This window comes from Dyella thiooxydans (assembly GCF_001641285.1).
Classification (GTDB): domain Bacteria; phylum Pseudomonadota; class Gammaproteobacteria; order Xanthomonadales; family Rhodanobacteraceae; genus Dyella_A; species Dyella_A thiooxydans.
The window spans coordinates 367,176-388,047 of the sequence record NZ_CP014841.1; the positions used below are offsets into that span (position 1 = coordinate 367,176).

Sequence of the window (20,872 nt, forward strand, 5' to 3'; positions counted from 1 at the left end):
CTCAGGTAGCGGCCAACTCGCCGCGCAGCCATCGTGCCAAGGCCGGGAGTCGCGGATCCTCGCTGCCTCGCGCCGAGACCAGTGCCCAGCATGCGGAGGTCGGGTGGAACCCCCAGGGGGCCAGCAATCGGCCGTCGGCGAGATCGTCGGCCACCAGTGGCTGCGGCGCGATCGCCACGCCCAGGCCCGCCGCGGCGGCTTCCAGCAGGAAGTACAGATGGGGCAGCGCCTGGGTCTGTTGCAGCGAGGCGGGCGGCAGCCCCGTGGCGCGCGCCCACTCCGGCCAGGCCTGCGGGCGCGAGGCGGTATACAGCAACGGTTCGTCACGCAGCGCGCTGACGGGGGATTCGCGCAGGCGCTCGGCGCCGGGGTAGCGCGGGCTGAGTACCGGGCCGATCCGTTCCGGCGCCAGTTCGTGGACCTGCCAGCCGGCAGGCCAGGGTGGCGCGGCCAGCAGCAGGGCGGCGTCCACTTCTGCCAGATGGTCGGCGACGGGTTCCTCCTGCACCGCCAGATGCAGGGGCAGGGTGGGCAGCTCGTGGCGCAGGCGCTCCATCCGTGGAATCACCCAGCGCGCGAGCACGCTGCCCGGGCAGCCGAGCACGAAGGCCGCCGAGGCGCGAGTGTGGCGCAATTGCTGCCAGCCCTCGCGCAGTTGCCCGAACGCGGTGCTGCATTGCTCGTGCAGCTGCTGGCCGACCGTGGTGAGTGCGATCCCGCGGCCTTCCCGGGTGAACAGTGGCTGGCCCAGCGCCTCTTCCAGCACGCGCACTTGCCGGCTTACCGCACCGTGGGTCACGTGCAGCTCCCGCGCAGCGAGGCTCATGCTGCCCAGTCGCGCGGCGGCTTCGAAGGTACGCAGGGCATTGAGTGGGGGCAGGTCACGCGCGCTCATGTGTGATATTTACTCACATATCGTTGCGAACTTCTCGCTTTTTCTCCGGCCGTGGCCGGCCTATGCTGGGCACCTTGCCGGTTTGCCGGACCAGCACGTCGCAGTTTTTCGCACAGGAATATCGCCATGGCCACGCCCGCGTCGACCGCCGTCCCCACCGTCACCGACTTCCATGCCTGGCCCGATCCGCACGGTCGTTTCGGCCCCTTCGGCGGCCAGTACGTGGCCGAGACGTTGATGGCGCCGCTGGCCGAGCTGACCGAGGCGTACGAGCGCCTGCGCAAGGATCTGGAATTCCTCGCCGAGCTGGACCGCGACCTTACCCACTACGTCGGGCGGCCCAGCCCGCTGTACCACGCCGAGCGGTTGTCGGCGCACGTGGGCGGCGCGCGCATCATCCTCAAGCGCGAGGACCTGAACCACACCGGCGCGCACAAGATCAACAACACCATCGGCCAGGGCCTAGTCGCCAAGCGCATGGGCAAGCCGCGCATCATCGCCGAGACCGGCGCCGGGCAGCACGGCGTGGCCAGTGCCACAGTGGCCGCGCGGCTGGGCCTGAAGTGCGTGGTGTACATGGGCGCCACCGACATCGAGCGGCAGAAGATCAACGTCTACCGCATGAAGCTGCTTGGCGCCGAGGTGGTGCCGGTGACCTCCGGCTCGAAGACGCTGAAGGACGCGCTGAACGAAGCGATGCGCGACTGGGTCACCAACGTGGCCGACACCTTCTACATCATCGGCACCGTGGCCGGTCCGCACCCGTACCCGATGATGGTGCGCGACTTCAACGCCATCGTCGGCCGCGAGGCGCGCGCGCAGATGCTCGCCGAATATGGCCGGCTGCCGGATGCGATCACCGCCTGCGTCGGCGGCGGCTCCAATGCGATCGGCCTGTTCCACGAATTCCTCAACGACCGCGACGTGCGTATCGTCGGCGCCGAGGCGGCGGGCGAGGACATCGGCAGCGGACTGCATGCGGCCTCGCTGGCGGCCGGTCGCCCCGGCGTGCTGCACGGCAACCGCACCTACGTGCTGTGCGACGACAACGGCCAGATCGCCGAGACCCACTCGATCTCCGCCGGCCTCGATTACCCGGGCGTCGGCCCCGAGCACGCCTTCCTCAAGGACACCGGCCGCGCCGACTATGTGGGCGTCACCGACGCCGAGGCGATGGAGGCGTTCCACCTGCTGGCGCGCATGGAGGGCATCCTGCCGGCGCTGGAGTCCAGCCACGCGGTGGCGCAGGCGATGAAGCTCGCTCGCGAGCTTCCAAAAGACGGGTTGGTGCTGTGCAACCTCTCGGGTCGCGGCGACAAGGACGTGCACACCATCGCCGCGCGCGAGGGCGTCACCGTCTGAGAGCAGGAGTGAGTGTCGAGGAGTGAGAAGTGAGAGAAAGCCACTTCGCTCCACGCCACTCGAATCTTCCGGACTTGCCTGCTCTCACTCCTCACTCCTCTCCACTCACTCCTCGCTCCTGGCTCCCATGTCCCGAATCGATCAACGCTTCGCCTCGCTCAAGGCCGCCGGCCGCACCGGCCTGATCCCGTTCGTCACCGCCGGCGATCCATCGCCTGATGCCGTGGTCGCGCTGATGCACGCGCTGGTGGAAGGCGGTGCGGACCTGATCGAACTGGGCGTGCCGTTCTCCGACCCGATGGCCGACGGTCCGGTGATCCAGCACGCCAGCGAGCGGGCGATCGCCAAAGGCGTAGGCCTGGGCGACGTGCTGCGCTGGGTGGGTGAATTCCGCCGGCGCGATGCGGACACGCCGGTGGTGCTGATGGGCTACCTCAACCCGGTCGAGATCCACGGCTACGAGGCGTTCGCCGCGGAGGCCGCGGCCGCGGGCGTGGATGGGGTGCTGCTGGTGGATTGTCCGCTGGAAGAGTCTGCGGTGCTCGAACCGCTGCGCGCCGCCGGCCTCAAGACCATCCGCCTGGCAGCCCCGACCACCGCACCCGCGCGTATGGCGCAGTTGTGCGAGGTGGCCGAGGGCTTCCTGTACTATGTGTCGTTTGCCGGCATCACCGGCGCCGGGCGGTTGAGCACCCGGGACATCGCGTCCCGCGTGGCCGACATCCGCTCGCGCGCCAGGGCGCCGGTGGCAGTGGGTTTCGGCGTGCGCGATGCGCAGAGCGCGAAGGAGATTGCCGCCTTCGCCGATGCGGTGGTGATCGGCAGCGCGCTGGTGGAGCGGTTGGACGGGGCAGGCACGGCGGACGAAGCCGTGGCCCGGGCAAAGGACTTCCTGGCACCGATCCGCGCCGCACTCGATGCACACTGAAACGGTCGCCTGGCCGTTTCGGTCAGGAACGTTTGAGGTGTTGCAATGAACTGGCTGCAGAAAATCATGACCCCGCGCGCCCGTACCCAGGGCGCACCCGCCGCCGGCAAGGGCAAGGTGCCCGAGGGCGTGTGGGACAAGTGCGGCGGCTGTGGCGCGGTGCTCTACCGCCCGGAGCTGGAGCGCAACCTGATGGTCTGCCCCAAGTGCGGCCATCACCACGCCATCCGCGCGCGTGCGCGCCTAGCCGCGCTGTTCGACGAGGGCAGCACGGTCGAGTTGTGGCCGAATCTCGAGCCGACCGACCCGCTGAAATTCCGCGATTCGAAGAAGTACCGCGACCGCGTGGTGGGCGCGCAGAAGTCCACCGGCGAAAAGGACGCACTGGTCGCGATGAGCGGCAAGCTCAAGGAGCGCCCGCTGGTCGCCGTGGCTTTCGAGTTCGCCTACATGGGCGGTTCGATGGGTTCGGTGGTCGGCGAAAAGTTCGCCCGCGCGGCGGAAAAGGCGCTGGCCGAGCGCAGTGCGCTGGTGTGCTTCTCGGCGACCGGTGGTGCGCGCATGCAGGAGTCGCTGTTCTCGCTGATGCAGATGGCCAAGACCTCGGCCGCGCTGGCGAAGCTGCGCGACGCCGGTGTGCCGTACATCAGCGTAATGACCAACCCGACCACCGGCGGCGTATCGGCCAGCCTGGCGATGCTCGGTGACATCAACATCGGCGAGCCGAAGGCGCTGATCGGTTTCGCCGGTCCGCGCGTGATCGAGCAGACCGTGCGCGAGACGCTGCCGGAAGGCTTCCAGCGTTCGGAGTTCCTGCTCGAGCACGGTGCGATCGACATGATCGTCGACCGCCGCGAGATGCGTGATCGCCTCGCCGATGTGCTCGGCCTGCTGATGAAGGCGCCGCGCGCGGCCTGATCCGCGGATCGCCGCGGGGCCCCGTCGAAGCCGTCGCACCCTCCGGTGCGGCGGCTTTTTTGTGGGCGCATCCGGTGTTGTCCACAGCCGGTGTGGGTGTCCTGCGGAAAAGCCTGTGGACAAGCGCGATTCGCATGTTTGCGATCAGACACTTTCTACGCGCCGCTCATTTTCTGTGCAGCCGTGCGCGCGTTTTCCACAGCCGCTGTGGAGGTCGATGGGAAAAGCCTGTGGATAGGTGGCCTATCGTGCTGATCGCACAGCACTCGTGCACGTGCTGGCTAGGATCTGCTCACGCCAGCAGCGCGAGATGACCCAGCCACAGCGCGAGCGAACCGAGCGCGCCGCCGATGCCGATCGCCGCCAGCACGTCGCTGGGGTAGTGCAGGCCGAGAATCACCCGCGAGGCGGCGACCAGTGCGGTGAACGGCAGCAGCAGCGGCGCCAGCATCGGATACCAGGCCAGCGCCACCACGGTGAAGCCCACTGCTTGCAGCGTGTGGCCGGACGGGAAGCTGAACTCGTCCAGCGGCGGCACGTGCGCGATCACGCCGGGGCAGGCGCGGAACGGCCGCGGGCGCCGGGTCCAGCGCTTGAGCAGGCGGTAGAGCATCAGTGCGGTGAGCCCGGTGAGCGCCATGTGCGCGGCGGCGGTGAGTCCGCGCAAACCGTCGAACAGCGCCAGCGAGAGCATCAACGCATACCAGAACACGCCGTCGCCGAGCCGGCTGACCGCACCGAAGAACACGCCCACCGCGCGACGCGCGCCCCAGCGGTTGGCCGCCACGCACATGCGGCGGTCGATGGCGAAGCGCGGCCCGATGGCAAGCTCAGGCGTGGGCAGCGGCGGCAGGCGGGACATGGCGCTTCTCCTCGGCGAGCTGCATCAGCAGGGATTCGAAATCGCGGATCACCGCGTCAGGCGACAGCGCGGCCACACTGGCCTGGGCAGCGCGGCCCATGTGGCGGATCAGGCTGGGGTTGCTGCCCAGGGTGATCGCCGCCTCGATGAAGCGCGGCTCGTTGTCCGGCTCGATCACGTAACCGTTGTGGCCGTCGGTCATGTGCTCGCGCGCGGCGCCTTCGCGGTAGGCGACCACCGGCACGCCGGCGGCCAGCGACTCCAGGATCACGTTGCCGAAGGTCTCGCTCAGGCTGGGAAAGACGAACAGGTCCGCGCTGGCCACGTGTCGCGCCAGCGCCTCGCCGCGCTGCATGCCGGCGAAGATGAAGTCCGGGTGGGCTTCCTGCAGCGCCGCGCGTGCGGGGCCATCGCCGACCCACACGTAGCGGGCCTCGGGCACCTGCTGCTGCAGCGCGCGGAAACTGCGCACGGCGAGATCGAGGTTCTTTTCCGCGGCGATGCGGCCGACGTAGAGCATCACCGGCGCATGGCCTTCGGCGCCCCACTGCAGGCGCAGGGCCGGGTCGCGGTGCTGCGGATGGAACTGCCGGGTGTCCACGGCGCGGCGCAGGATGCGCGCGTTGGCCACGCCCATGTCGTTGAGTTCCCGTCGCAGCGCTTCGGTCGGTACCAGCGTGGCGCCGCCGCGATTGTGGAAGCGCCGCAGATAGCCGCGTACGGCCTCGGTGAGGAAGCCGACCCCGTAGTGCGCCGCGTAGGTGTCGAAGCGGGTATGGAAGCCGGTGGCGACCGGCAGGTCGAGCTGTTGCGCAGCGCGCATGGCCGACCACCCCAGTGGGCCTTCCGTGGCCACGTAGATGGCGTCCGGCCGCAAACGGCTCCAGCGGCGGCGCAGCATGCGGCCGGCGGGCAACCCGAAGCGAAGCCCCGGGTAGCGCGGCAGTGCGGCGCCGCGGGTCTCCACCGGCAGCGTGCCCGGTTCGTCGACGAACGGCTGCGGCTGCCGCGGGCGAATCACCTCGACCGAGTGCCCCAGCGACGCGAGCCCGGCGGCAAGGCTGTGGACGGTCAGCGCGACGCCGTTGATCTCCGGCGGATAGGTTTCGGTGACGATGCCGATACGCATGGCGTGCCTCTGGCTGGCTTGGCATAGCGTGGGCAGGCGAGGTTTCGGCGGCATGGCGCGGTTGTGACGTCCTGGTGACGCCCCGGTAGGGCTAACACCGGCCCGGTGCCCGCCGTCCCCACATGCGCGAGGCCCAGAAGGCCGCCATGAAGCCGATATTGCTGTTGCTCGGATGGGTCCTGCCAAAGGGCTGCCTTGCCGCTGTCGCGCTACCGCAGCAAGAGGGCGTCGGGTTTGTTGTCCCGGACAAGGTGCCGGCCAAGTCGCACCACCCGCTGTTCGAGGTGCGCTACGAGCTGATCAGCGCGACTCCGTCCAGGCGTCCGGAACCCTTGCCGCAGATCGACATGGGCAGCGCGAAGGCTGCCATCCATCCGTTGTCGCTGGATGCTTCGGGGGTGGGGCGCGGTCGGCGGCCAGTTCCGTAATCCCGATATGGAGCTGTGTCGCGGCAGGGGTTGCGAGACGCAACTGCGCCGCTGACGACCGGCCGGCTCAGTCGCCGAAGTAGTACGACGCGCCGAGGTTGGCCTGCCAGCGTGATGCGCTGCCCGCCAGCCGGTGGTTGAAGCCCGCGTCGAGCTGCAGGCGCGGGGTGGCCATCCAGGCAAGGCCTGCACCGGCGAGCTGCCCGGCTCCCGCATGGCTCGGATGCAGCGTCGCCAGTTGCAGGTAGGCGCTCAGCGCAGGCGTGACGGACACGGTGTCACTGAGCGCCAGCGTGCTGCTGTCGCCTGCGGCACGCGCATCGGCGAGATACAGCCCCAGCGACTGCCTTGCTCCCGCCTGCCGGTTCACTTCCAGTCCGAGCATGTACTGGCGGCGGTCGGCCCGGAACGCGCGGCTGCCGTCGGTGAACGTCATGCTGCCGAGGAGACCCCAGCTCCACGCCGAGTCGCCGGCCGGCCGCGCGAACTTGAGGCCCAGACTGCTGCTGCCGCGACCGCGCAGGTCGCCGCCGGGCGTGGCCAGCCGGTTCCATGGCGTGCTGCCCAGCTGCAGTTCCAGGGGGCCGCCGAGGCCCAGGCGGAGCAGGGTGTCGGCGCTGTACAGGCGGGTGGTCGTGGCGCCGTCGCGGTCTTCGCTGACATCCGGCAGGCCTTGTTCGACGGTGAACGCGCCGGCATCCAGGACCGCGGGCGCAAAGCCCATGCCCGGCCGGTCGTAACCGGGGTTGCGGGTCTGCGCGTGGACCATCCCGAGCCCGGCCGACGCGACCAGCGCGATCGCCCAGGACGCAGGCCGGCACAACGGGCCGGATGGTCTAAAATGGAACGTTCCCTTTCGCATCGCGCCAGTATCCCATGACCGTCCGCACCCGCTTCGCTCCCAGCCCCACCGGTTTCCTGCACATCGGCGGCGCGCGCACCGCACTGTACTGCTGGCTGGAGGCGCGCCGTCGCGGTGGCGAGTTCGTGCTGCGCATCGAGGACACCGATCGCGAGCGCTCCACCGACGAGGCGGTCAAGGCGATCCTCGACGCCATGCACTGGCTGGACCTGGATGCCGACGAGAAGCCCGTCTACCAGACCCAGCGGCTGGCCCGCTACAAGGAAGTCGCCGACCGGCTGCTGGCCGAGGGCAAGGCCTACTACGCCTACGAGTCGAAGGACGAGATCGAGGCGATGCGCGAGGCCGCGATGGCGGCCGGCGAGAAGCCCCGCTACAACGGCTACTACCGCGACCGCAACGAACCGTATCGTGAGGACCCGAACCGGGTGATCCGCTTCAGGAATCCCGCCGAGGGTTCGGTGGTGTTCGAGGACAAGGTCAAGGGGCGCATCGAGATCGCCAACAGCGAGCTGGACGACCTGGTGATCTTCCGCTCCGACGGCTGGCCGACCTACAACTTCGCCGTGGTGGTGGACGACATCGACATGGGCATCACCGAGGTGATCCGCGGCGACGACCACGTCAACAACACCCCGCGCCAGATCAACATCTATCACGCGCTCGACGCCGCGGTGCCGGAGTTCGCGCACCTGCCGATGATCCTTGACCACGAGGGCAGGAAACTCTCCAAGCGCACCAACTCGGTGAGCGTGATGGAGTACCGCAGCGACGGCTACCTGCCGCACGCGCTGCTCAATTACCTCGTGCGGCTGGGATGGTCGCACGGCGACCAGGAGATCTTCTCGCGCGAGGAGATGGTGAAACTGTTCGATATCGCCGACGTCAACAAGGCGGCCTCGCGCTTCGATACCGAGAAGCTGAAGTGGCTGAACCAGCATTACCTGAAGACCGACGACCCGCAGGCCATCGCACCGGAATTCGAGTGGCACCTGCAGCAGGCGGGGCTGGATCCGGCGAAGGGGCCGGCCGCGGCCGACCTCATCGTGGCTCTGCGCGACCGCGTGCAGACACTGAAGGAGATGGCCGAACGCGCGGCGATCTGGTTCGGCCCGATCCCCGAATGGGACGAGAAGGCCGTCGCCAAGCACCTGAAGAGCGACAGCGCCATCGCCGTGCTGAGCGAGGCGAAGGCGCTGCTCGCCGGTTGCGCGTGGAAGCCCGAGCCGATCCATGCGGTGATCGAACAGGTCGCCGCCAAGCTGGAGCTGGGCATGGGCAAGGTGGCGCAGCCGCTGCGCGTGGCGATGACCGGCACCCAGGTCTCGCCATCGATCGATCACACCATCTACCTGGCCGGCCGCGACGTGGCGCTGCAGCGCATCGACGACGCGCTCACCCGCGCGCAGGCTTGATCGATCCCGAGCATGCCCCGCCGACCCGGCCACCGCCATGGATGAGCTGCTGGCCAAGGCGACGCAGGGCGTGGATCTGGATGCGCCGGGCGCGTTCTGGCACGTCTTCGCCAACCTGATGGCGTTGGTGCCTTGGGCCGCGCTGACCTGGTGGAGCCTGTTCTTCGTCGTGGTCGGTGCCGCGCTGGGATGGTGGCGCGGACGCACCGGGGCGGGCGTGGTCTGGGCACTGCTGCTCGGACCGGTCGGTTGGTGGGTGGTCTGGCGCCTGCCGCCACCCTCGGCCAGCCGTCCGCCCCCGTTGCCGCCACGGCGTCCGTCGCGCTGATCCGTACGAACTTTCGTTCCTGCCGTTCGTCCCCATCTGCCGGTATCGGGTGCATGCGGTGCCCGATGTATGATCCCGGTCGAGGTGAACCCATTGAGCAAGCAGGCAGCGGGCAAGTTCCACACGCACCACGAGGAGACCCCGCAGGGTTTCGTCGAGGCGGTTTCGCACGCGAGCGAGGAGCGCGGCCTGCGGCTCACGCCGCTGCGCAAGGAAGTGCTGGAACTGGTGGCCGCGGCGGGCAAGCCGGTCAAGGCCTACGACCTGCTCGACCAGCTGCGCGAGCATCACGGCAATGCGGCACCGCCCACGGTCTACCGCGCGCTGGATTTCCTGCTCGAGCAGGGCTTCATCCACAAGCTCGAATCGGTCAACGCGTTCGTCTCCTGCCACCATCCGGCCGAGGCGCACCAGGTGCCGTTCCTGATCTGCGATGTCTGCTCCAGCGCGCAGGAAGTGTGCGACGAACGGGTTGCGGCACTGATCGAATCCCAGGCCGAGAGCTTCGGCTTCCGGCCGCAGGCGCAGACGCTGGAAGTGCACGGCGTGTGCCGCAACTGCCGCAAGGACTGAACCGACCCACGCGGGCCGTCGGCTCCGGGTTGGCAAGCGGTGTTGTTATAAAGTAACATCCATGTCCAGACAGGCGGTCCTCCCCGCCGCCGTTGACTGGGGCGACCCCATGCAACCCGAGCCTTCCGACAAATCCTTCTGGTGGCACGTGGCCGATCGCATCGGCGCCACGGCCTCGTTCCTCTGCGCGATCCACTGCGCCGCGCTGCCGTTCGTGCTGGCGATCCTGCCGCTGGTGGGGCTGGAGTTCCTGGCCAGCCATGCTTTCGAGCGCGGCTTCGTGATGTTCGCCAGCGCGCTTGCCCTGTTCAGCCTGGGGCGCGGCTATCGGCGCCACCACGTGCCCCAGCCGTTGACGTTCGCATTGCCGGGACTGACCCTGCTGCTGCTCGGCGTGACCCTGGCCGAGGGGTACTCGATCGTGTTGCACAGCGTGCTGGTGACGATCGGTGGCCTGCTGCTGGCCTTCTCGCACTTCCTCAACCTGCGTGCCGACCGCCTGAGCGGGCACATCCACGGGCCCACCTGCGTGCACTGAACGGCGGCGCCGCGCCGTCTTGCGATTTGCGGGTCCACTGCTACGATGGTCGGCCGTACCAGTCATCAACGAATCATCGAGGAGTTCCCATGGGTAAGGGCGATCGCAGGACCCGCCGCGGCAAGATCAATCGTGCCAGCTACGGCAACAGCCGCGCTCATGGCGCCCAGCCGGCCGTGGCCGGCGGCAAGCCGACCGTGACCAAGCCGGCGGCAGCCAAGAAGGCGGCACCGAAGAAGAAGTCGGCCTGAGCCCACGCGCCGGGCGACGCACGAAAAAAACCCCGCTGCGGCGGGGTTTTTCGTGTCCGCGGCAGGCGAGGCGCGGAATCAGCCGGCGCGGCGACCGCCGACCCAGCGCTGGCGGAGCAGGGTGCCGCCGATCCAGTAGCAGAGTTCGGCCGGCTCGCGCACGTTCCACACGGCCAGATCCGCCCGCTGGCCGGCGGCGAGCGTGCCGCGGTCGGCCAGCCCCAGCGCGCGTGCGGCGTGCACGGTGATGCCGCGCAGGGCTTCCTCCGGGGTCAGCCGGAACAGCGTGCAGGCCATGCCGGCCGCCAGCCGCAGCGACAGCAGCGGGGAAGTGCCCGGGTTGCAGTCGGTCGCCACGGCCAGCGGCACCCCGGCGGCACGCAGGCCATCCACCGGCGGCAGTTTCGTCTCGCGCAGCGCGTAGAACGCCCCCGGCAGCAGCACCGCCACGGTGCCGGCACCGGCCATCGCCTCGATGCCGGCCTCGTCCAGATGTTCCAGATGGTCGGCCGACAGCCCGCCGAACCCCGCCACCAGCGCCGCGCCGCCCTGGTCGGACAGCTGCTCGGCGTGCAGTTTCACCGGCAGGCCGAGGGCGGTCGCCCGTTCGAACAGGCGACGCGTCTCCTCCGCGGTGAAGGCGATCCGCTCGCAGAACGCATCCACTGCATCCACCAGCCCCTCTCCGGCCAGCGTCGGCAGCCAGCGGTCGCAGACCTCGGCGATGTAGGCCGCTCGCCGCTCGCGGAATTCCGGTGGCACCGTGTGCAGACCCAGAAAGCTGGTGCGCACGGTGATGCCCAGTTCCTCGCCGAGGCGGCGCGCCACGCGCAACATCTTCCGCTCGTCGTCCAGGGTCAGGCCGTAGCCCGACTTGATCTCCAGCGTGGTGACGCCGTCGGCCAGCAGGGCGCGGGCACGGGCGGAGGCGCTGGCCAGCAGCGCGTCCTCACTGGCCGCGCGCGTGGCGGTCACGGTCGAGACGATGCCGCCCCCCGCCCGCGCGATGGTCTCGTAGCTGGCGCCGTGCAGGCGCATGTCGAATTCGCGTGCGCGCTGTCCGCCGAACACCAGGTGGGTGTGGCAGTCGATCAGGCCGGGCGTGACCAGCGCGCCGCCCAGATCGATCGTCTCGACGGCGGACGGGTGGTCGACTGTGTCCAGTTCCGTGCGTCGCCCCACCCAGGCGATGCGATCGCCAGCGATCGCCAGTGCGCCGTCGTCGATCAGGCCGAACGGCGCGTCCTCGGCGAGGGTCGCCAGCCTGGCTCCGGTCAGCAGCACGTCCCAGCGCGTTGCGCTCATCACGGCGACCTCCGGCTCAGTGGGCGTCGGGTGCGGTGTCGTGCGGCGGTGCGGCCGGCTCCTCGTAGTCGCGCGGAGCGGCTTGTTCGTCGTAGGCGCTGGTCTTGCCGGCGGGCATCGGTTCCACGACCTCCAGATCCTCTGCCGCAGCGGCGGGGTGGGCACCGCCATGCGCTTCGGCCTCGGCCTTGGCGGCCGCCTGGGCGGCGGCGTGCTGGCGTTCGAAATCCTGCACCATGCGCTCGGCGAAATCCTTGTAGACCGGGGTCGGGCTGAAGATCGACGCGGCCGCGCGCGCCAGCAGGCAGGCGGCCATGATCGGGATCACCATGTCCTGGTTGTCGGTCAGTTCCATCGCGATCACCGCCGAGGTCAGCGGCGCGCCGGTCACGCCGGAGAGGTAGGCGCTCATGCCCAGCAGCACCACCGCCGCGGCCGGCACGCCCGGCAGGAAGGTGGCGATGTTGTGGCCCAGGCCCGCGCCCACGGCCAGCGCCGGCGAGAAGATGCCGCCGGGGATGCCGGCCCAGTACGAGACCACGTTCGCCAGCAGCTTGGCGATGCCGAAGCCCTGGCCCGGCGTGGCGGCGGCCTCCTGCACGAAGGCGCGGGCCTGGTCGTAACCGGTGCCGTAGATGTTGTTGTGGGTGAGCACGCCGAGCACCGCCAGCGCCAGGCCGCAGCCGGCGGCGAACAGCACCGGTGCATGCGAGCGCAGCCGGCCGATGTAGGCCAGCGGGCCGCGACGGCTGAGCAGGATCAGTCGCGCGAACAGGCCGCCGAGCAGGCCGCAGATGATGCCCGTGAGCAGCACCGCCAGCCATGCGTGGCCGAGCGGCAGGCTGGCGTCCACCTCGCCGAAGTAGGAGTAGTTGCCCATGATGCCCAGCGAGACCACGCCGCCGACGATCACCGCGGTGAGCAGCAGGCCGCTGAAGCGGTGCTCGAAGGTGCCGGCCAGTTCCTCGATCGCGAACACCACGCCGGCCAGCGGCGTGTTGAACGCCGCGGCGATACCCGCCGCACCACCGGCCAGGATGAAGCGCGAGGCCGCCTTCGGGTCGGTGAAGCCGAAGCGGCGACCCAGCGTGTAGAACAGGCCCGCACCCACGTGCACGGTCGGACCTTCGCGACCGATCGAGGCACCGACGCCCAGCGCGATCAGGGTGAGCACCATCTTGCCGGCGGCGATCGGCAGCGCCAGCATCCTCGCGCGGAAGCCCTCGTCCTCGATGTGCAAGGTGCCGATCACCTGCGGAATACCGCTGCCGCGCGTGGCGCGCAGCTTGCCCTCGGTCACCCAGGCCAGCCCGGCGAACACGATCGGCGTGAGGATCAGCGGAATCCACACGCCGTAGCCGAGTATTTCCTGGAACAGGTGGAACGACCAGTCGCTGGCCTTGGCGAACACGATCGCCGCCAGCGCCACCAGCACGGCGCCGATCCACAGCGCCAGTCGGCGCTTCCACTGGGCCGGGGCGAAGAATTCGTGGCCCAGCAGCGCCTGCAGGCGCGGGTTGGACGAGGTCGATGGAGGTGTCTGCTGGTCGGTCATGTCGTCGGGCAATGGAGGGAAGGGGTCAGCGCGCCAGCGTGTGCCAGCGCGTCTGGTAGAGGTCGAAGCGGCGATCCTTGAGGTTCTGCACCGCGCCGGCGTTGCGCGCCTTGGCCAGGTTCTCCAGGCTAAGGTCGGCGAACAGCACCGTCTCGATGTTCGGCGTGGAGTCGGCGGCGATGCCGTCGCGGGCGAACGGGAAGTCGCTGGGCGTGAGGATGCAGCTCTGGCCGTACTGGATGTCGAAGTTGTTCACGCCGGGCAGGTTGCCGACGTTGCCGGACAGCACCACGTAGCACTGGTTCTCGATCGCCCGTGCCTGCGAGCAGTAGCGCACGCGCAGGTAGCCCTCGCGCACGTCGGTGCAGAACGGCACGAACAGGATCAGCGCGCCCTGGTCGGTGAGGTGGCGGGCGACCTCGGGGAACTCCGAGTCGTAGCAGATCATCACGCCGATCGGGCCGCAGTCGGTCTGGATCGTCGCCGCGCTCTCGCCGCCGCTGATGTTCCACACGGTGCGCTCGCTGGGCGTGGGGTGCAGCTTCTCGCGCTCGTGGATCGAGCCGTCGCGCAGGCACACGTAGCAGACGTTGTGGATGTCGCCGTTCGGCTGCTCGGTCGGGTGCGAGCCGCCGATGATGTTGATGTTGTAGCGCACCGCCAGCGAGCTGAAGAGTTCCTTCACCTGCGGCGTGTAGTGGCTCAGCTTGCGGATCGCCTCGACCGGCGACAGCTCCTCGTTCTCGATCGACAGCAGCTGCAGCGTGATCAGTTCGGGGAAGGTGACGAAGTCGGCGCTGTAGTCGGCGGCGATGTCGGTGAAGTACTCCACCTGGGTGGCGAATTCCTCGAACGAGGTGATGCGCCGCTGCTGGTACTGTACCGAGGCCACCCGCACCGAGTCGGGCAGGCGCTGCGGCGTCGGCACCGAGGGCATGTCCGGGTGATCCATCAGGCGTGGGTTGCGCCACACCAGATGGGCGGCGTAGCCGAGCGAGTCGTAGTCCGACGGCACGTAGTTGCGCAGCAGGCCGACCAGCTCGAAATCGTTGTGCAGCTGGAAGCTCAGCGTCTGGTCGCGGCGCCTGCCTTCGACCACCGCCTGCACGTAGGCCTCGGCGCTGCCGTAGCGGGCGAGGTTCCTGGCCAGGCCGGGGATGCGTCCGCCAAACACGATGCCGCGCAGCTTCAGCTCCTGGCACAGCCGCTTGCGCGCCTGGTACAGGCGCTGGCCGATGCGCATGCCGCGGTAGTCCGGGTGCACCACCACTTCCATGCCGTACAGCCAGTCGCCGTCCGGTTTGTGCCGCGATGCCATGCCGCCGCCGGTGATCTGCACCCAGGTGTGCGGCGCCAGCGCGGTGGCCTCGTCGATGCGGAAGGTGGCGCAGTAACCGACGATGCGCCCCTCGTACTCGACGACGAACTGGCCTTCCGGGAAATGCGTCTGCTGGGAGCGCAGCATTTCCGCCGAATGACCCCACTCGGCGGTATAGACGCGGGCGGTCAGCTCGACCAGTTGGGGGACGTCCGCGGGCACCGCCAGCCGAAGCTGCAGCTTGGGTGCTTGCTCGGAAGTCTTCCTGGCCATCCGCCCATTATGCCGCACTGCCGCGAAGGCCGGGTCGACGCGGGCCGCTACACTGGGGTTTTTTCGACGGATCGCCCCCATGATGTCGCCGGTTTCGCAAGAATCCCCGTATGCCGATGTCCACTGGACGCCGCAGGGCTGGCGGGCCGGCGGCCAGCTGGCCGTCGATGCCACCGGGCATTTGGCCGAGTCGCCCGATGCGGTCGGCGAGCCACTCGGCCGCTGGGTGCTGCCGGGCATGCCCAACCTGCATTCGCACGCCTTCCAGCGGGCCATGGCCGGACTGGCCGAACGGCGCGGTCCCGGCAACGACAGCTTCTGGACCTGGCGCGAGGCGATGTACGGCTTCGCCGCCGCGCTGGATCCGGAATCGCTGCAGGCGATCGCCGCCCAGCTCTACGTGGAGATGCTCAAGGCCGGCTATACCCAGGTCTGCGAGTTCCACTACGTGCATCACCAGCCGGACGGCACGCCCTACGCGCAGCCCGAGGCGATGTCGCTGGCGCTGATCGAGGCGGCGAGGGAAGCCGGCATCGCGCTGACCCTGCTGCCGGTGCTGTACATGACCGGCGGTTTCGACGGCCGGCCGCTGGCGCCGCGCCAGCGCCGCTTCGGCCACGCGGAGGTGTCCGACTACCTGCGCCTGCTCGAGGCGCTGCGCGCGCACGAGTCCGCCGACCTGCGCGTGGGCATTGCGATGCATTCGCTGCGCGCGGTGCCGGAGACCGCGATGCGGACATTGCTGGCGACCGGCGCGGCGCAGACCGGGCCGATCCACATCCACATCGCCGAGCAGGTCGGCGAGGTGCAGGACTGCCTTGCCGTGCGCGGCGCGCGACCGGTCGAATGGCTGCTCGATCACGCCGACGTGGATGCGCGCTGGTGTCTGGTCCACGCCACCCACCTGACCGGCCACGAGACCTCGCGGCTGGCGCGCAGCGGTGCGGTCGCAGGCCTGTGCCCGACCACCGAGGCGAATCTCGGCGACGGTCTGTTCCCGCTGGCCGACTACCTCGATGCCGGCGGCGTGCTCGGCGTCGGCTCGGACTCGCACATCTCGGTGTCGCCGGTGGAGGAACTGCGCTGGCTCGAATACGGCCAGCGGCTGGTCACCCGCCATCGCAACATCGCTTCGCGCGGCGAGGGTGCCAGCGTGGGCGAAACGCTCTGGTCCGCCGCCCTGCGCGGCGGTGCCCAGGCATCCGGCCTGCCGCTCGGCGCACTGGAAGCGGGGCGGCGTGCCGATCTGCTGGTGCTGGATGACCAGGCGCCGCTGCTCGCCGCTCGCGAGGCCGGGTCGGCGATGGACAGCTTCCTTTTCGCCGGCAACACGCCACTGGTGCGCCACGTGATGTGCGGCGGTCGCTGGGTGGTGCGCGACTTCGTGCATCACGACGAGGAGCGCATCGCCGCCCGCTACCGGGCGACGGTGGCGGCGCTGGCCGCCCGCGCCTGACCGCGCGCCGGCGATCGGGCCGGTATTTGCGCAGGATCAGGTCGGCGGGATCGCGCAGCGTCTAGGGTGGTCGGCACGGCACCCCCGCGCGGTGTCATGGAGCCATGCATGGGGACGCCCGCCCGTCCGGACAGCGATGCCGTCTTCCGCGCCCGCGGCCTGACCAAGGTCTACCGCATGGGCGAGGTGGAGGTGCATGCGCTGCGCGGTGTCGACCTGGACCTGTACCGCGGCGAGTTCGTGGTGCTGCTGGGGCCGTCCGGCAGCGGCAAGTCGACCCTGCTGAACATCCTCGGCGGGCTGGACGTGCCCACCGCGGGCGAGGTCTGGTACGAGGGCCATCACCTGTCCGGTGCCGACGAGCGCGAGCTGACCCTGTTCCGGCGCGAGCACGTCGGCTTCGTGTTCCAGTTCTACAACCTCATTCCCAGCCTCACCGCACGCGAGAACGTGGCCATCGTCACCGACCTCGCCGACGGCGCGATGAGCCCGGAGGAAGCGCTGGCGCGGGTGGACCTGGCCGACCGCATGGATCATTTCCCGGCCCAGCTTTCCGGCGGCCAGCAGCAGCGGGTGGCGATCGCCCGTGCCATCGCCAAGCGGCCGGCGGTATTGCTGTGCGACGAGCCCACCGGCGCGCTCGACTCGGCCACCGGCGTGCGCGTGCTCGAGGCGCTGGAGCGGGTCAACGTCGAGCTCGGCACCACCACCGTGGTGATCACCCACAACGCCGACATCGCGCGCATGGCGCACCGGGTGCTGTACCTGGGCGACGGCCGCATCGTGCGCGAGTCGCGCCCCGAGCAGCGCATCCCGGCGCGGGAGCTGCGCTGGTGAGCGCGCTGAACCGCAAGGCGTGGCGCGACCTGTGGCACCTGCGCGGGCAGGCGCTGGCGATCGCGCTCGTGATCGCCGGCGGCGTCGCCACGCTGGTGATGTCGCAATCCACCTACCAGTCGCTCACCGTGACGCGGGAGCGCTTCTACCGCGAAGGTGCGTTGGCCGACTTGTGGGCGCCGCTCAAGCGCGCACCGGACACGCTGGCGCCGCGGCTGGCGGCCATCGACGGCGTGCAGACCGCGCAGACCCGCCTGATGGCGGCCGGCACGCTCGGCGTGCCCGGCTTCGGCGAGCCGGTTCGGGTCGAGCTGGTCTCGTTGCCACAAGAGGGCGGGCAGCCGCTGCTCAACCGCCTGCAACTGCGCAGCGGGCGGCTGCCGGATCCGGACGTGGACAACGAGGTGGTGCTCGGCGAGGCCTTCGCCGCCGCCCACGCGCTGCGCGCCGGCGACACGCTCAGTCTGACCCTGCGCGGGCGCCAGCGCTGGCTGCGCGTGGTCGGCGTGGCGACCTCGCCGGAGTACGTCTACCAGAGCCCGCCCGGCGCGGTGTTCCCCGACTTCCGTCGCTATGCCGTGGCGTGGATGAACCGGCATGCGATGGAGAAGGCGCTGTCGATGGACGGCGCGTTCAACAGCGTGGTGCTGCGGCTGCGGCCCGAGGCGAAGCCGGCCGCGGTGATCGCCGCGCTGGACGAGCTGCTGGCGCGCTACGGCGGCGTCGGTGCCTACGGTCGCCACGAACAGACCTCTGCGCGCTACCTGGAGGAGGAGATGCGCCAGCTGCAGACCATGGCGCGGCTGTTCCCGGCGATCTTCCTCGGCGTGGCGGTGTTCCTGGTGCACGTGGTGCTGATGCGCCTGCTCGGCACCCAGCGCGACCAGATCGGCGTGCTCAAGGCGTTCGGCTACCCGGACCGCGCGCTGGCCTGGCACTACCTGCTGATCGCCGCGGTGATCGCCGGTGCCGGCGCGCTGCTCGGCATCGCACTGGGTGCGGCGCTCGGCGGCTGGCTGGCGCACGTCTACCAGGGGATCTACCGGTTTCCGTTCCTGGCCTACGGGCTGAGCGCGGGGGCGATCGCCACCGGATTGGCGGTCAGTCTGGGCGCGGCGGCGGCCGGTGCGCTGATGGCGCTGCGCGCTGCCGTGCGCCTGCCGCCGGCCGAGGCGATGCGCGCACCGGCACCGGCGCGATTCGGGCCGAGCCTGGCCGAGCGACTGGGGTTGCGCCGCTGGCTGACGCCCGCGGTGCGCATGGCGCTGCGCGACCTCGGCCGTCGTCCCGGGCGGGCGGCGTTCACCGTGTTCGGGTTGGCTATGGCCAGCGCGGTGATGATGGTCGGCCGCTTCCAGGGCGACGCCGTGCAGTACATGGTCGACACCCAGCTCGGCATCGCGCAGCGGCACGACCTGGCCGTCAGTTTCGTCGAACCGGCACCGCGCAGTGCCGTACCGGAACTGGCCGCGTTGCCCGGCGTGCGCGCAGCCGAACCGGTGCGGATGGCACCGGTGCGTCTGGTGCACGGGCTGCGCAGCTACCGCACCGTGCTCGAAGGGCTGCCGCCCGATGCGCAACTGCGTCGCCCGCTGGATACCGCACTGCGCCCGGTGTTGCCGCGTACTGACGGCGTGCTGCTCACCGACTACCTGGGCCAGATGCTCGACCTGCGGCCGGGCGACCGCGTGGAGGTGCAGGCGCTGGACGGTCATCGCCACCATGTCAGCGTGCCGGTGGCCGGCTTCGTGCACGAGTACATCGGCGCCCAGGGCTACATGGACCTGGACGCGCTGAACCGCCTGCTGGGCGATGGCGACGTGGTGTCCGGCGTGCTGCTGGGCGTGATGCCCGGTGCCGCGCCGGACGTCTATGCCGAGCTGAACCGGCGGCCGTGGGTGGCCGGTGTCGATTCGCGGCTGGCCGCGGTGCGCAGCTTCTACGCCACCATGGGCGAGAGCCTGCTGGTGTTCGCCTGGGTGGCGGCGCTGCTCGGCGGGGTGATCAATTTCGGGCTGGTCTACAACGCCGCGCGGATCAGCCTGTCCGAGCGCGGGCGCGAGCTGGCCAGCCTGCGCGTGCTCGGCATGACCGAGGGCGAAGTCAGCGTGCTGCTGCTCGGCCAGCTGGGACTGCTGGTGCTGGTGTCGCTGCCGCTTGGGTTCGTCGCCGGCCATGCGCTGTGCTGGCTGATGACGCAGGGCTTCCAGTCCGAGCTGTTCCGCGTGCCGGTGCGGCTCACCACCGCCACCTATGCGTTCGCCGCGGCGACGGTGTGCGTGGCCAGCCTGCTGTCGGCGCTGCTGGTGCGTCGTCGCATCCACCGGCTCGACCTGATCGGTGTATTGAAGACCCGCGAATGAGGAACCCGTCGTGCGCATGAAACGCCCGTACCTGATCGCTCTTGCCGTCCTGGTGGTCGTGCTTGCCGCGGCCTTTCTCTGGGCATGGCAGACCTCACCGCGACTGGTCGATATCGCCACGGTGCAGCGCGGTCCGCTGGTGCAGCACTTCGAGGAGGAGGGGCGGACCCAGTTGCCGCGGCGCTGGGTGGTCTCGGCACCGCTCGCCGGCACGCTGCAGCGGATCGACCTGCTGCAGGGCGATACGGTGAGTGCCGGTCAGGTGGTGGCGGTGATCGAGCCGATGCACGGCGCCCTGCTCGATGCGGCCAACCGTGCCCGCCTGCTCGCCGAGCAGCAGGCCGCCGAAGCCTCGATGCAGGCGGCAGGGCAGCGACTGACGGCGGCGAACGCGGACGCCGACCTGGCCTCGCGCGATGTGCAGCGCATGCGCACGCTGGGTGCCGGCGGCGTGGTCAGCGTGGCCGCGCTGGACGAGACCGAGGCGCGGGTCGCCCGCGCGCGCGCCGCCGCCGCGGCCGCCCGGGCCGAACAGCAGGCGGCAGGCCAGCAGCGCGATGCGCTGGCGGCGTTGCTGAAGGGACAGGGGCAGGGCGGCGGCGAGCGTATCGAACTGCGCGCACCGGTCGACGGCGTGGTGCTGCATCGCTATCAGGAGAGCACCGTGCCGGTGCAGGCCGGGCAGTCGTTGCTGGAAATCGGCGACCTCGACGAATTGCAGGTGATGGTGCAGGCGCTGTCGCAGCAGGCGATCGGCCTGCATCCGGGCTCGGCGGCGCGGATCCTGCGCTGGGGCGGCGACCAGCCGCTGCCGGCGCGCGTGCTTCGGATCGAGCCCGGCGCCTTTACCAAGGTGTCCGCGCTCGGCGTGGAGGAGCAGCGCACCCTGGTCTGGCTGCGGATCACCGCGCCGCGGGCGCAGTGGGCGGCACTGGGGGACGGCTTCCGGGTCGAGGTCCAGTTCGAGGTGGCACGGCGCGACGACGTGTTGCAGGTCGCATCCAGCGCCCTGTTCCGCGAGGGCCGTCGCTGGATGGTGTTTCGCGTCGCCGGCGGGCGCGCACGCCGGGTCGAGGTCACGCCGGGCATGCAGGGGGACGGTGCGGTGGAGATTCTCGCCGGGCTCAAGGCAGGCGACCGCGTGGTGGCCTATCCGGACGATCGCCTCGTCGACGGCCAGCGCGTGCGGGCGCTGGAGAGCTCCCCGTGAGGTGGATGCCTGCACGATGAACGGCGGCCGTCCGCAAGCTTCCGCGGTGGTCTACGCGCGGCGCGT

The 20,872-nt window shown here is 70.1% G+C and carries 20 protein-coding genes; 13 read left to right on the top strand and 7 right to left on the bottom strand.

The annotated features are described in order from the left end of the window. Position 1: 1 nt before the first annotated feature. Complete coding sequence (locus ATSB10_RS01610; protein ID WP_063670125.1) at positions 2-895, bottom strand: LysR family transcriptional regulator; 894 nt, start codon at positions 893-895, stop codon at positions 2-4. A 126-nt stretch (positions 896-1,021) separates the two neighbouring features. Between ATSB10_RS01610 and trpB the strand changes: the two genes are divergently transcribed. From trpB to accD, 3 genes are all read left to right on the top strand, one after another. Beyond that, a complete protein-coding gene (gene trpB / locus ATSB10_RS01615) occupies positions 1,022-2,257 on the top strand; it encodes a tryptophan synthase subunit beta (RefSeq protein WP_063670126.1) in 1,236 nt (411 codons plus the stop codon). Between the two features lie 127 nt (positions 2,258-2,384). Further along, on the top strand, positions 2,385-3,185 hold the full coding sequence (gene trpA, locus ATSB10_RS01620) for a tryptophan synthase subunit alpha (protein WP_063670127.1): 801 nt from the start codon (positions 2,385-2,387) through the stop codon (positions 3,183-3,185). Between the two features lie 45 nt (positions 3,186-3,230). After that, entirely contained in the window at positions 3,231-4,103 is an 873-nt protein-coding gene (gene accD / locus ATSB10_RS01625; protein ID WP_063670128.1) for an acetyl-CoA carboxylase, carboxyltransferase subunit beta, read from the top strand. Positions 4,104-4,395: 292 nt separating this feature from the next. Here accD and ATSB10_RS01630 read toward each other — a convergent pair whose 3' ends face one another. Together ATSB10_RS01630 and ATSB10_RS01635 are read right to left on the bottom strand one after the other, a co-directional pair. Further along, positions 4,396-4,965, bottom strand: coding sequence for a phosphatase PAP2 family protein (locus ATSB10_RS01630; RefSeq protein ID WP_063670129.1), 570 nt, complete (start codon positions 4,963-4,965; stop codon positions 4,396-4,398). Beyond that, on the bottom strand, positions 4,934-6,094 hold the full coding sequence (locus ATSB10_RS01635; protein WP_063670130.1) for a glycosyltransferase family 4 protein: 1,161 nt from the start codon (positions 6,092-6,094) through the stop codon (positions 4,934-4,936). The genes ATSB10_RS01630 and ATSB10_RS01635 overlap by 32 nt, the downstream gene beginning before the upstream one ends. A 122-nt stretch (positions 6,095-6,216) precedes the next feature. Here ATSB10_RS01635 and ATSB10_RS01640 point away from each other — a divergent pair, with 122 nt between their 5' ends. After that, on the top strand, positions 6,217-6,522 hold the full coding sequence (locus tag ATSB10_RS01640; protein WP_063670131.1) for a hypothetical protein: 306 nt from the start codon (positions 6,217-6,219) through the stop codon (positions 6,520-6,522). Between the two features lie 67 nt (positions 6,523-6,589). Here the strand turns inward: ATSB10_RS01640 and ATSB10_RS01645 are convergent, their stop codons facing one another. Next, positions 6,590-7,291: a transporter gene (locus ATSB10_RS01645; RefSeq protein WP_063674294.1), complete on the bottom strand. Its 702-nt coding sequence runs from the start codon at positions 7,289-7,291 to the stop codon at positions 6,590-6,592. Positions 7,292-7,398: 107 nt separating this feature from the next. Between ATSB10_RS01645 and gltX the strand changes: the two genes are divergently transcribed. The 5 genes from gltX to ATSB10_RS01670 all read left to right on the top strand — a co-directional run bounded on the left by gltX (position 7,399) and on the right by ATSB10_RS01670 (position 10,489). Then, positions 7,399-8,799: a glutamate--tRNA ligase gene (gene gltX / locus ATSB10_RS01650; protein WP_063670132.1), complete on the top strand. Its 1,401-nt coding sequence runs from the start codon at positions 7,399-7,401 to the stop codon at positions 8,797-8,799. Between the two features lie 37 nt (positions 8,800-8,836). After that, entirely contained in the window at positions 8,837-9,127 is a 291-nt protein-coding gene (locus ATSB10_RS01655) for a hypothetical protein (protein ID WP_063670133.1), read from the top strand. Positions 9,128-9,196: 69 nt separating this feature from the next. Beyond that, positions 9,197-9,700: a transcriptional repressor gene (locus ATSB10_RS01660; RefSeq protein ID WP_063670134.1), complete on the top strand. Its 504-nt coding sequence runs from the start codon at positions 9,197-9,199 to the stop codon at positions 9,698-9,700. Between the two features lie 109 nt (positions 9,701-9,809). Continuing rightward, on the top strand, positions 9,810-10,238 hold the full coding sequence (locus tag ATSB10_RS01665) for a MerC domain-containing protein (RefSeq protein ID WP_063670135.1): 429 nt from the start codon (positions 9,810-9,812) through the stop codon (positions 10,236-10,238). Positions 10,239-10,327: 89 nt separating this feature from the next. After that, positions 10,328-10,489, top strand: a complete 162-nt coding sequence (locus ATSB10_RS01670; RefSeq protein WP_017460430.1) for a 30S ribosomal protein THX — start codon at positions 10,328-10,330, stop codon at positions 10,487-10,489. Positions 10,490-10,567: 78 nt separating this feature from the next. Here the strand turns inward: ATSB10_RS01670 and hutI are convergent, their stop codons facing one another. From hutI to ATSB10_RS01685, 3 genes are read right to left on the bottom strand one after another with little or no spacing between them, the layout of a single operon-like run. Further along, positions 10,568-11,794: an imidazolonepropionase gene (hutI, locus tag ATSB10_RS01675; protein ID WP_063670136.1), complete on the bottom strand. Its 1,227-nt coding sequence runs from the start codon at positions 11,792-11,794 to the stop codon at positions 10,568-10,570. A gap of 16 nt (positions 11,795-11,810) precedes the next feature. Further along, positions 11,811-13,349, bottom strand: a complete 1,539-nt coding sequence (locus ATSB10_RS01680) for a chloride channel protein (RefSeq protein WP_063670137.1) — start codon at positions 13,347-13,349, stop codon at positions 11,811-11,813. A gap of 25 nt (positions 13,350-13,374) precedes the next feature. Beyond that, the gene (locus tag ATSB10_RS01685) at positions 13,375-14,940 is read right to left on the bottom strand and encodes a bifunctional GNAT family N-acetyltransferase/carbon-nitrogen hydrolase family protein (protein ID WP_063670138.1); all 1,566 of its coding nucleotides are present in this window, start codon (positions 14,938-14,940) and stop codon (positions 13,375-13,377) included. 79 nt (positions 14,941-15,019) lie between these two features. On the opposite strand from ATSB10_RS01685, the gene ATSB10_RS01690 reads away from it, so the two are divergent. From ATSB10_RS01690 to ATSB10_RS01705, 4 genes are all read left to right on the top strand, one after another. Continuing rightward, positions 15,020-16,396 carry a formimidoylglutamate deiminase gene (locus ATSB10_RS01690; protein ID WP_063670139.1) on the top strand — a complete coding sequence of 459 codons (1,377 nt, stop codon included), beginning with the start codon at positions 15,020-15,022 and terminating at the stop codon, positions 16,394-16,396. A gap of 108 nt (positions 16,397-16,504) precedes the next feature. Further along, positions 16,505-17,233 (top strand): ABC transporter ATP-binding protein, encoded by a 729-nt coding sequence (locus tag ATSB10_RS01695; RefSeq protein WP_063670140.1) that lies wholly within the window; start codon positions 16,505-16,507, stop codon positions 17,231-17,233. Continuing rightward, a complete protein-coding gene (locus ATSB10_RS01700) occupies positions 17,230-19,596 on the top strand; it encodes an ABC transporter permease (protein ID WP_063670141.1) in 2,367 nt (788 codons plus the stop codon). Before ATSB10_RS01695 ends, ATSB10_RS01700 begins: the two co-directional genes overlap by 4 nt. Positions 19,597-19,612: 16 nt before the next feature. Next, positions 19,613-20,806, top strand: a complete 1,194-nt coding sequence (locus ATSB10_RS01705; RefSeq protein ID WP_063670142.1) for an efflux RND transporter periplasmic adaptor subunit — start codon at positions 19,613-19,615, stop codon at positions 20,804-20,806. Positions 20,807-20,872: the final 66 nt, after the last annotated feature.

Coding starts and splice junctions, on each gene's coding strand:
- trpB (WP_063670126.1), top strand. CDS start 1,022: ATGGCCACGCCCGCGTCGACCGCCGTCCCCACCGTCACCGACTTCCAT.
- ATSB10_RS01695 (WP_063670140.1), top strand. CDS start 16,505: ATGGGGACGCCCGCCCGTCCGGACAGCGATGCCGTCTTCCGCGCCCGC.
- ATSB10_RS01645 (WP_063674294.1), bottom strand. CDS start 7,291: ATGGTCCACGCGCAGACCCGCAACCCCGGTTACGACCGGCCGGGCATG.
- accD (WP_063670128.1), top strand. CDS start 3,231: ATGAACTGGCTGCAGAAAATCATGACCCCGCGCGCCCGTACCCAGGGC.
- trpA (WP_063670127.1), top strand. CDS start 2,385: ATGTCCCGAATCGATCAACGCTTCGCCTCGCTCAAGGCCGCCGGCCGC.
- ATSB10_RS01630 (WP_063670129.1), bottom strand. CDS start 4,965: ATGTCCCGCCTGCCGCCGCTGCCCACGCCTGAGCTTGCCATCGGGCCG.
- ATSB10_RS01670 (WP_017460430.1), top strand. CDS start 10,328: ATGGGTAAGGGCGATCGCAGGACCCGCCGCGGCAAGATCAATCGTGCC.
- ATSB10_RS01660 (WP_063670134.1), top strand. CDS start 9,197: ATGATCCCGGTCGAGGTGAACCCATTGAGCAAGCAGGCAGCGGGCAAG.
- ATSB10_RS01685 (WP_063670138.1), bottom strand. CDS start 14,940: ATGGCCAGGAAGACTTCCGAGCAAGCACCCAAGCTGCAGCTTCGGCTG.
- ATSB10_RS01655 (WP_063670133.1), top strand. CDS start 8,837: ATGGATGAGCTGCTGGCCAAGGCGACGCAGGGCGTGGATCTGGATGCG.
- hutI (WP_063670136.1), bottom strand. CDS start 11,794: ATGAGCGCAACGCGCTGGGACGTGCTGCTGACCGGAGCCAGGCTGGCG.
- ATSB10_RS01665 (WP_063670135.1), top strand. CDS start 9,810: ATGCAACCCGAGCCTTCCGACAAATCCTTCTGGTGGCACGTGGCCGAT.
- ATSB10_RS01690 (WP_063670139.1), top strand. CDS start 15,020: ATGATGTCGCCGGTTTCGCAAGAATCCCCGTATGCCGATGTCCACTGG.
- ATSB10_RS01610 (WP_063670125.1), bottom strand. CDS start 895: ATGAGCGCGCGTGACCTGCCCCCACTCAATGCCCTGCGTACCTTCGAA.
- ATSB10_RS01705 (WP_063670142.1), top strand. CDS start 19,613: ATGAAACGCCCGTACCTGATCGCTCTTGCCGTCCTGGTGGTCGTGCTT.
- ATSB10_RS01635 (WP_063670130.1), bottom strand. CDS start 6,094: ATGCGTATCGGCATCGTCACCGAAACCTATCCGCCGGAGATCAACGGC.
- ATSB10_RS01680 (WP_063670137.1), bottom strand. CDS start 13,349: ATGACCGACCAGCAGACACCTCCATCGACCTCGTCCAACCCGCGCCTG.
- gltX (WP_063670132.1), top strand. CDS start 7,399: ATGACCGTCCGCACCCGCTTCGCTCCCAGCCCCACCGGTTTCCTGCAC.
- ATSB10_RS01640 (WP_063670131.1), top strand. CDS start 6,217: ATGCGCGAGGCCCAGAAGGCCGCCATGAAGCCGATATTGCTGTTGCTC.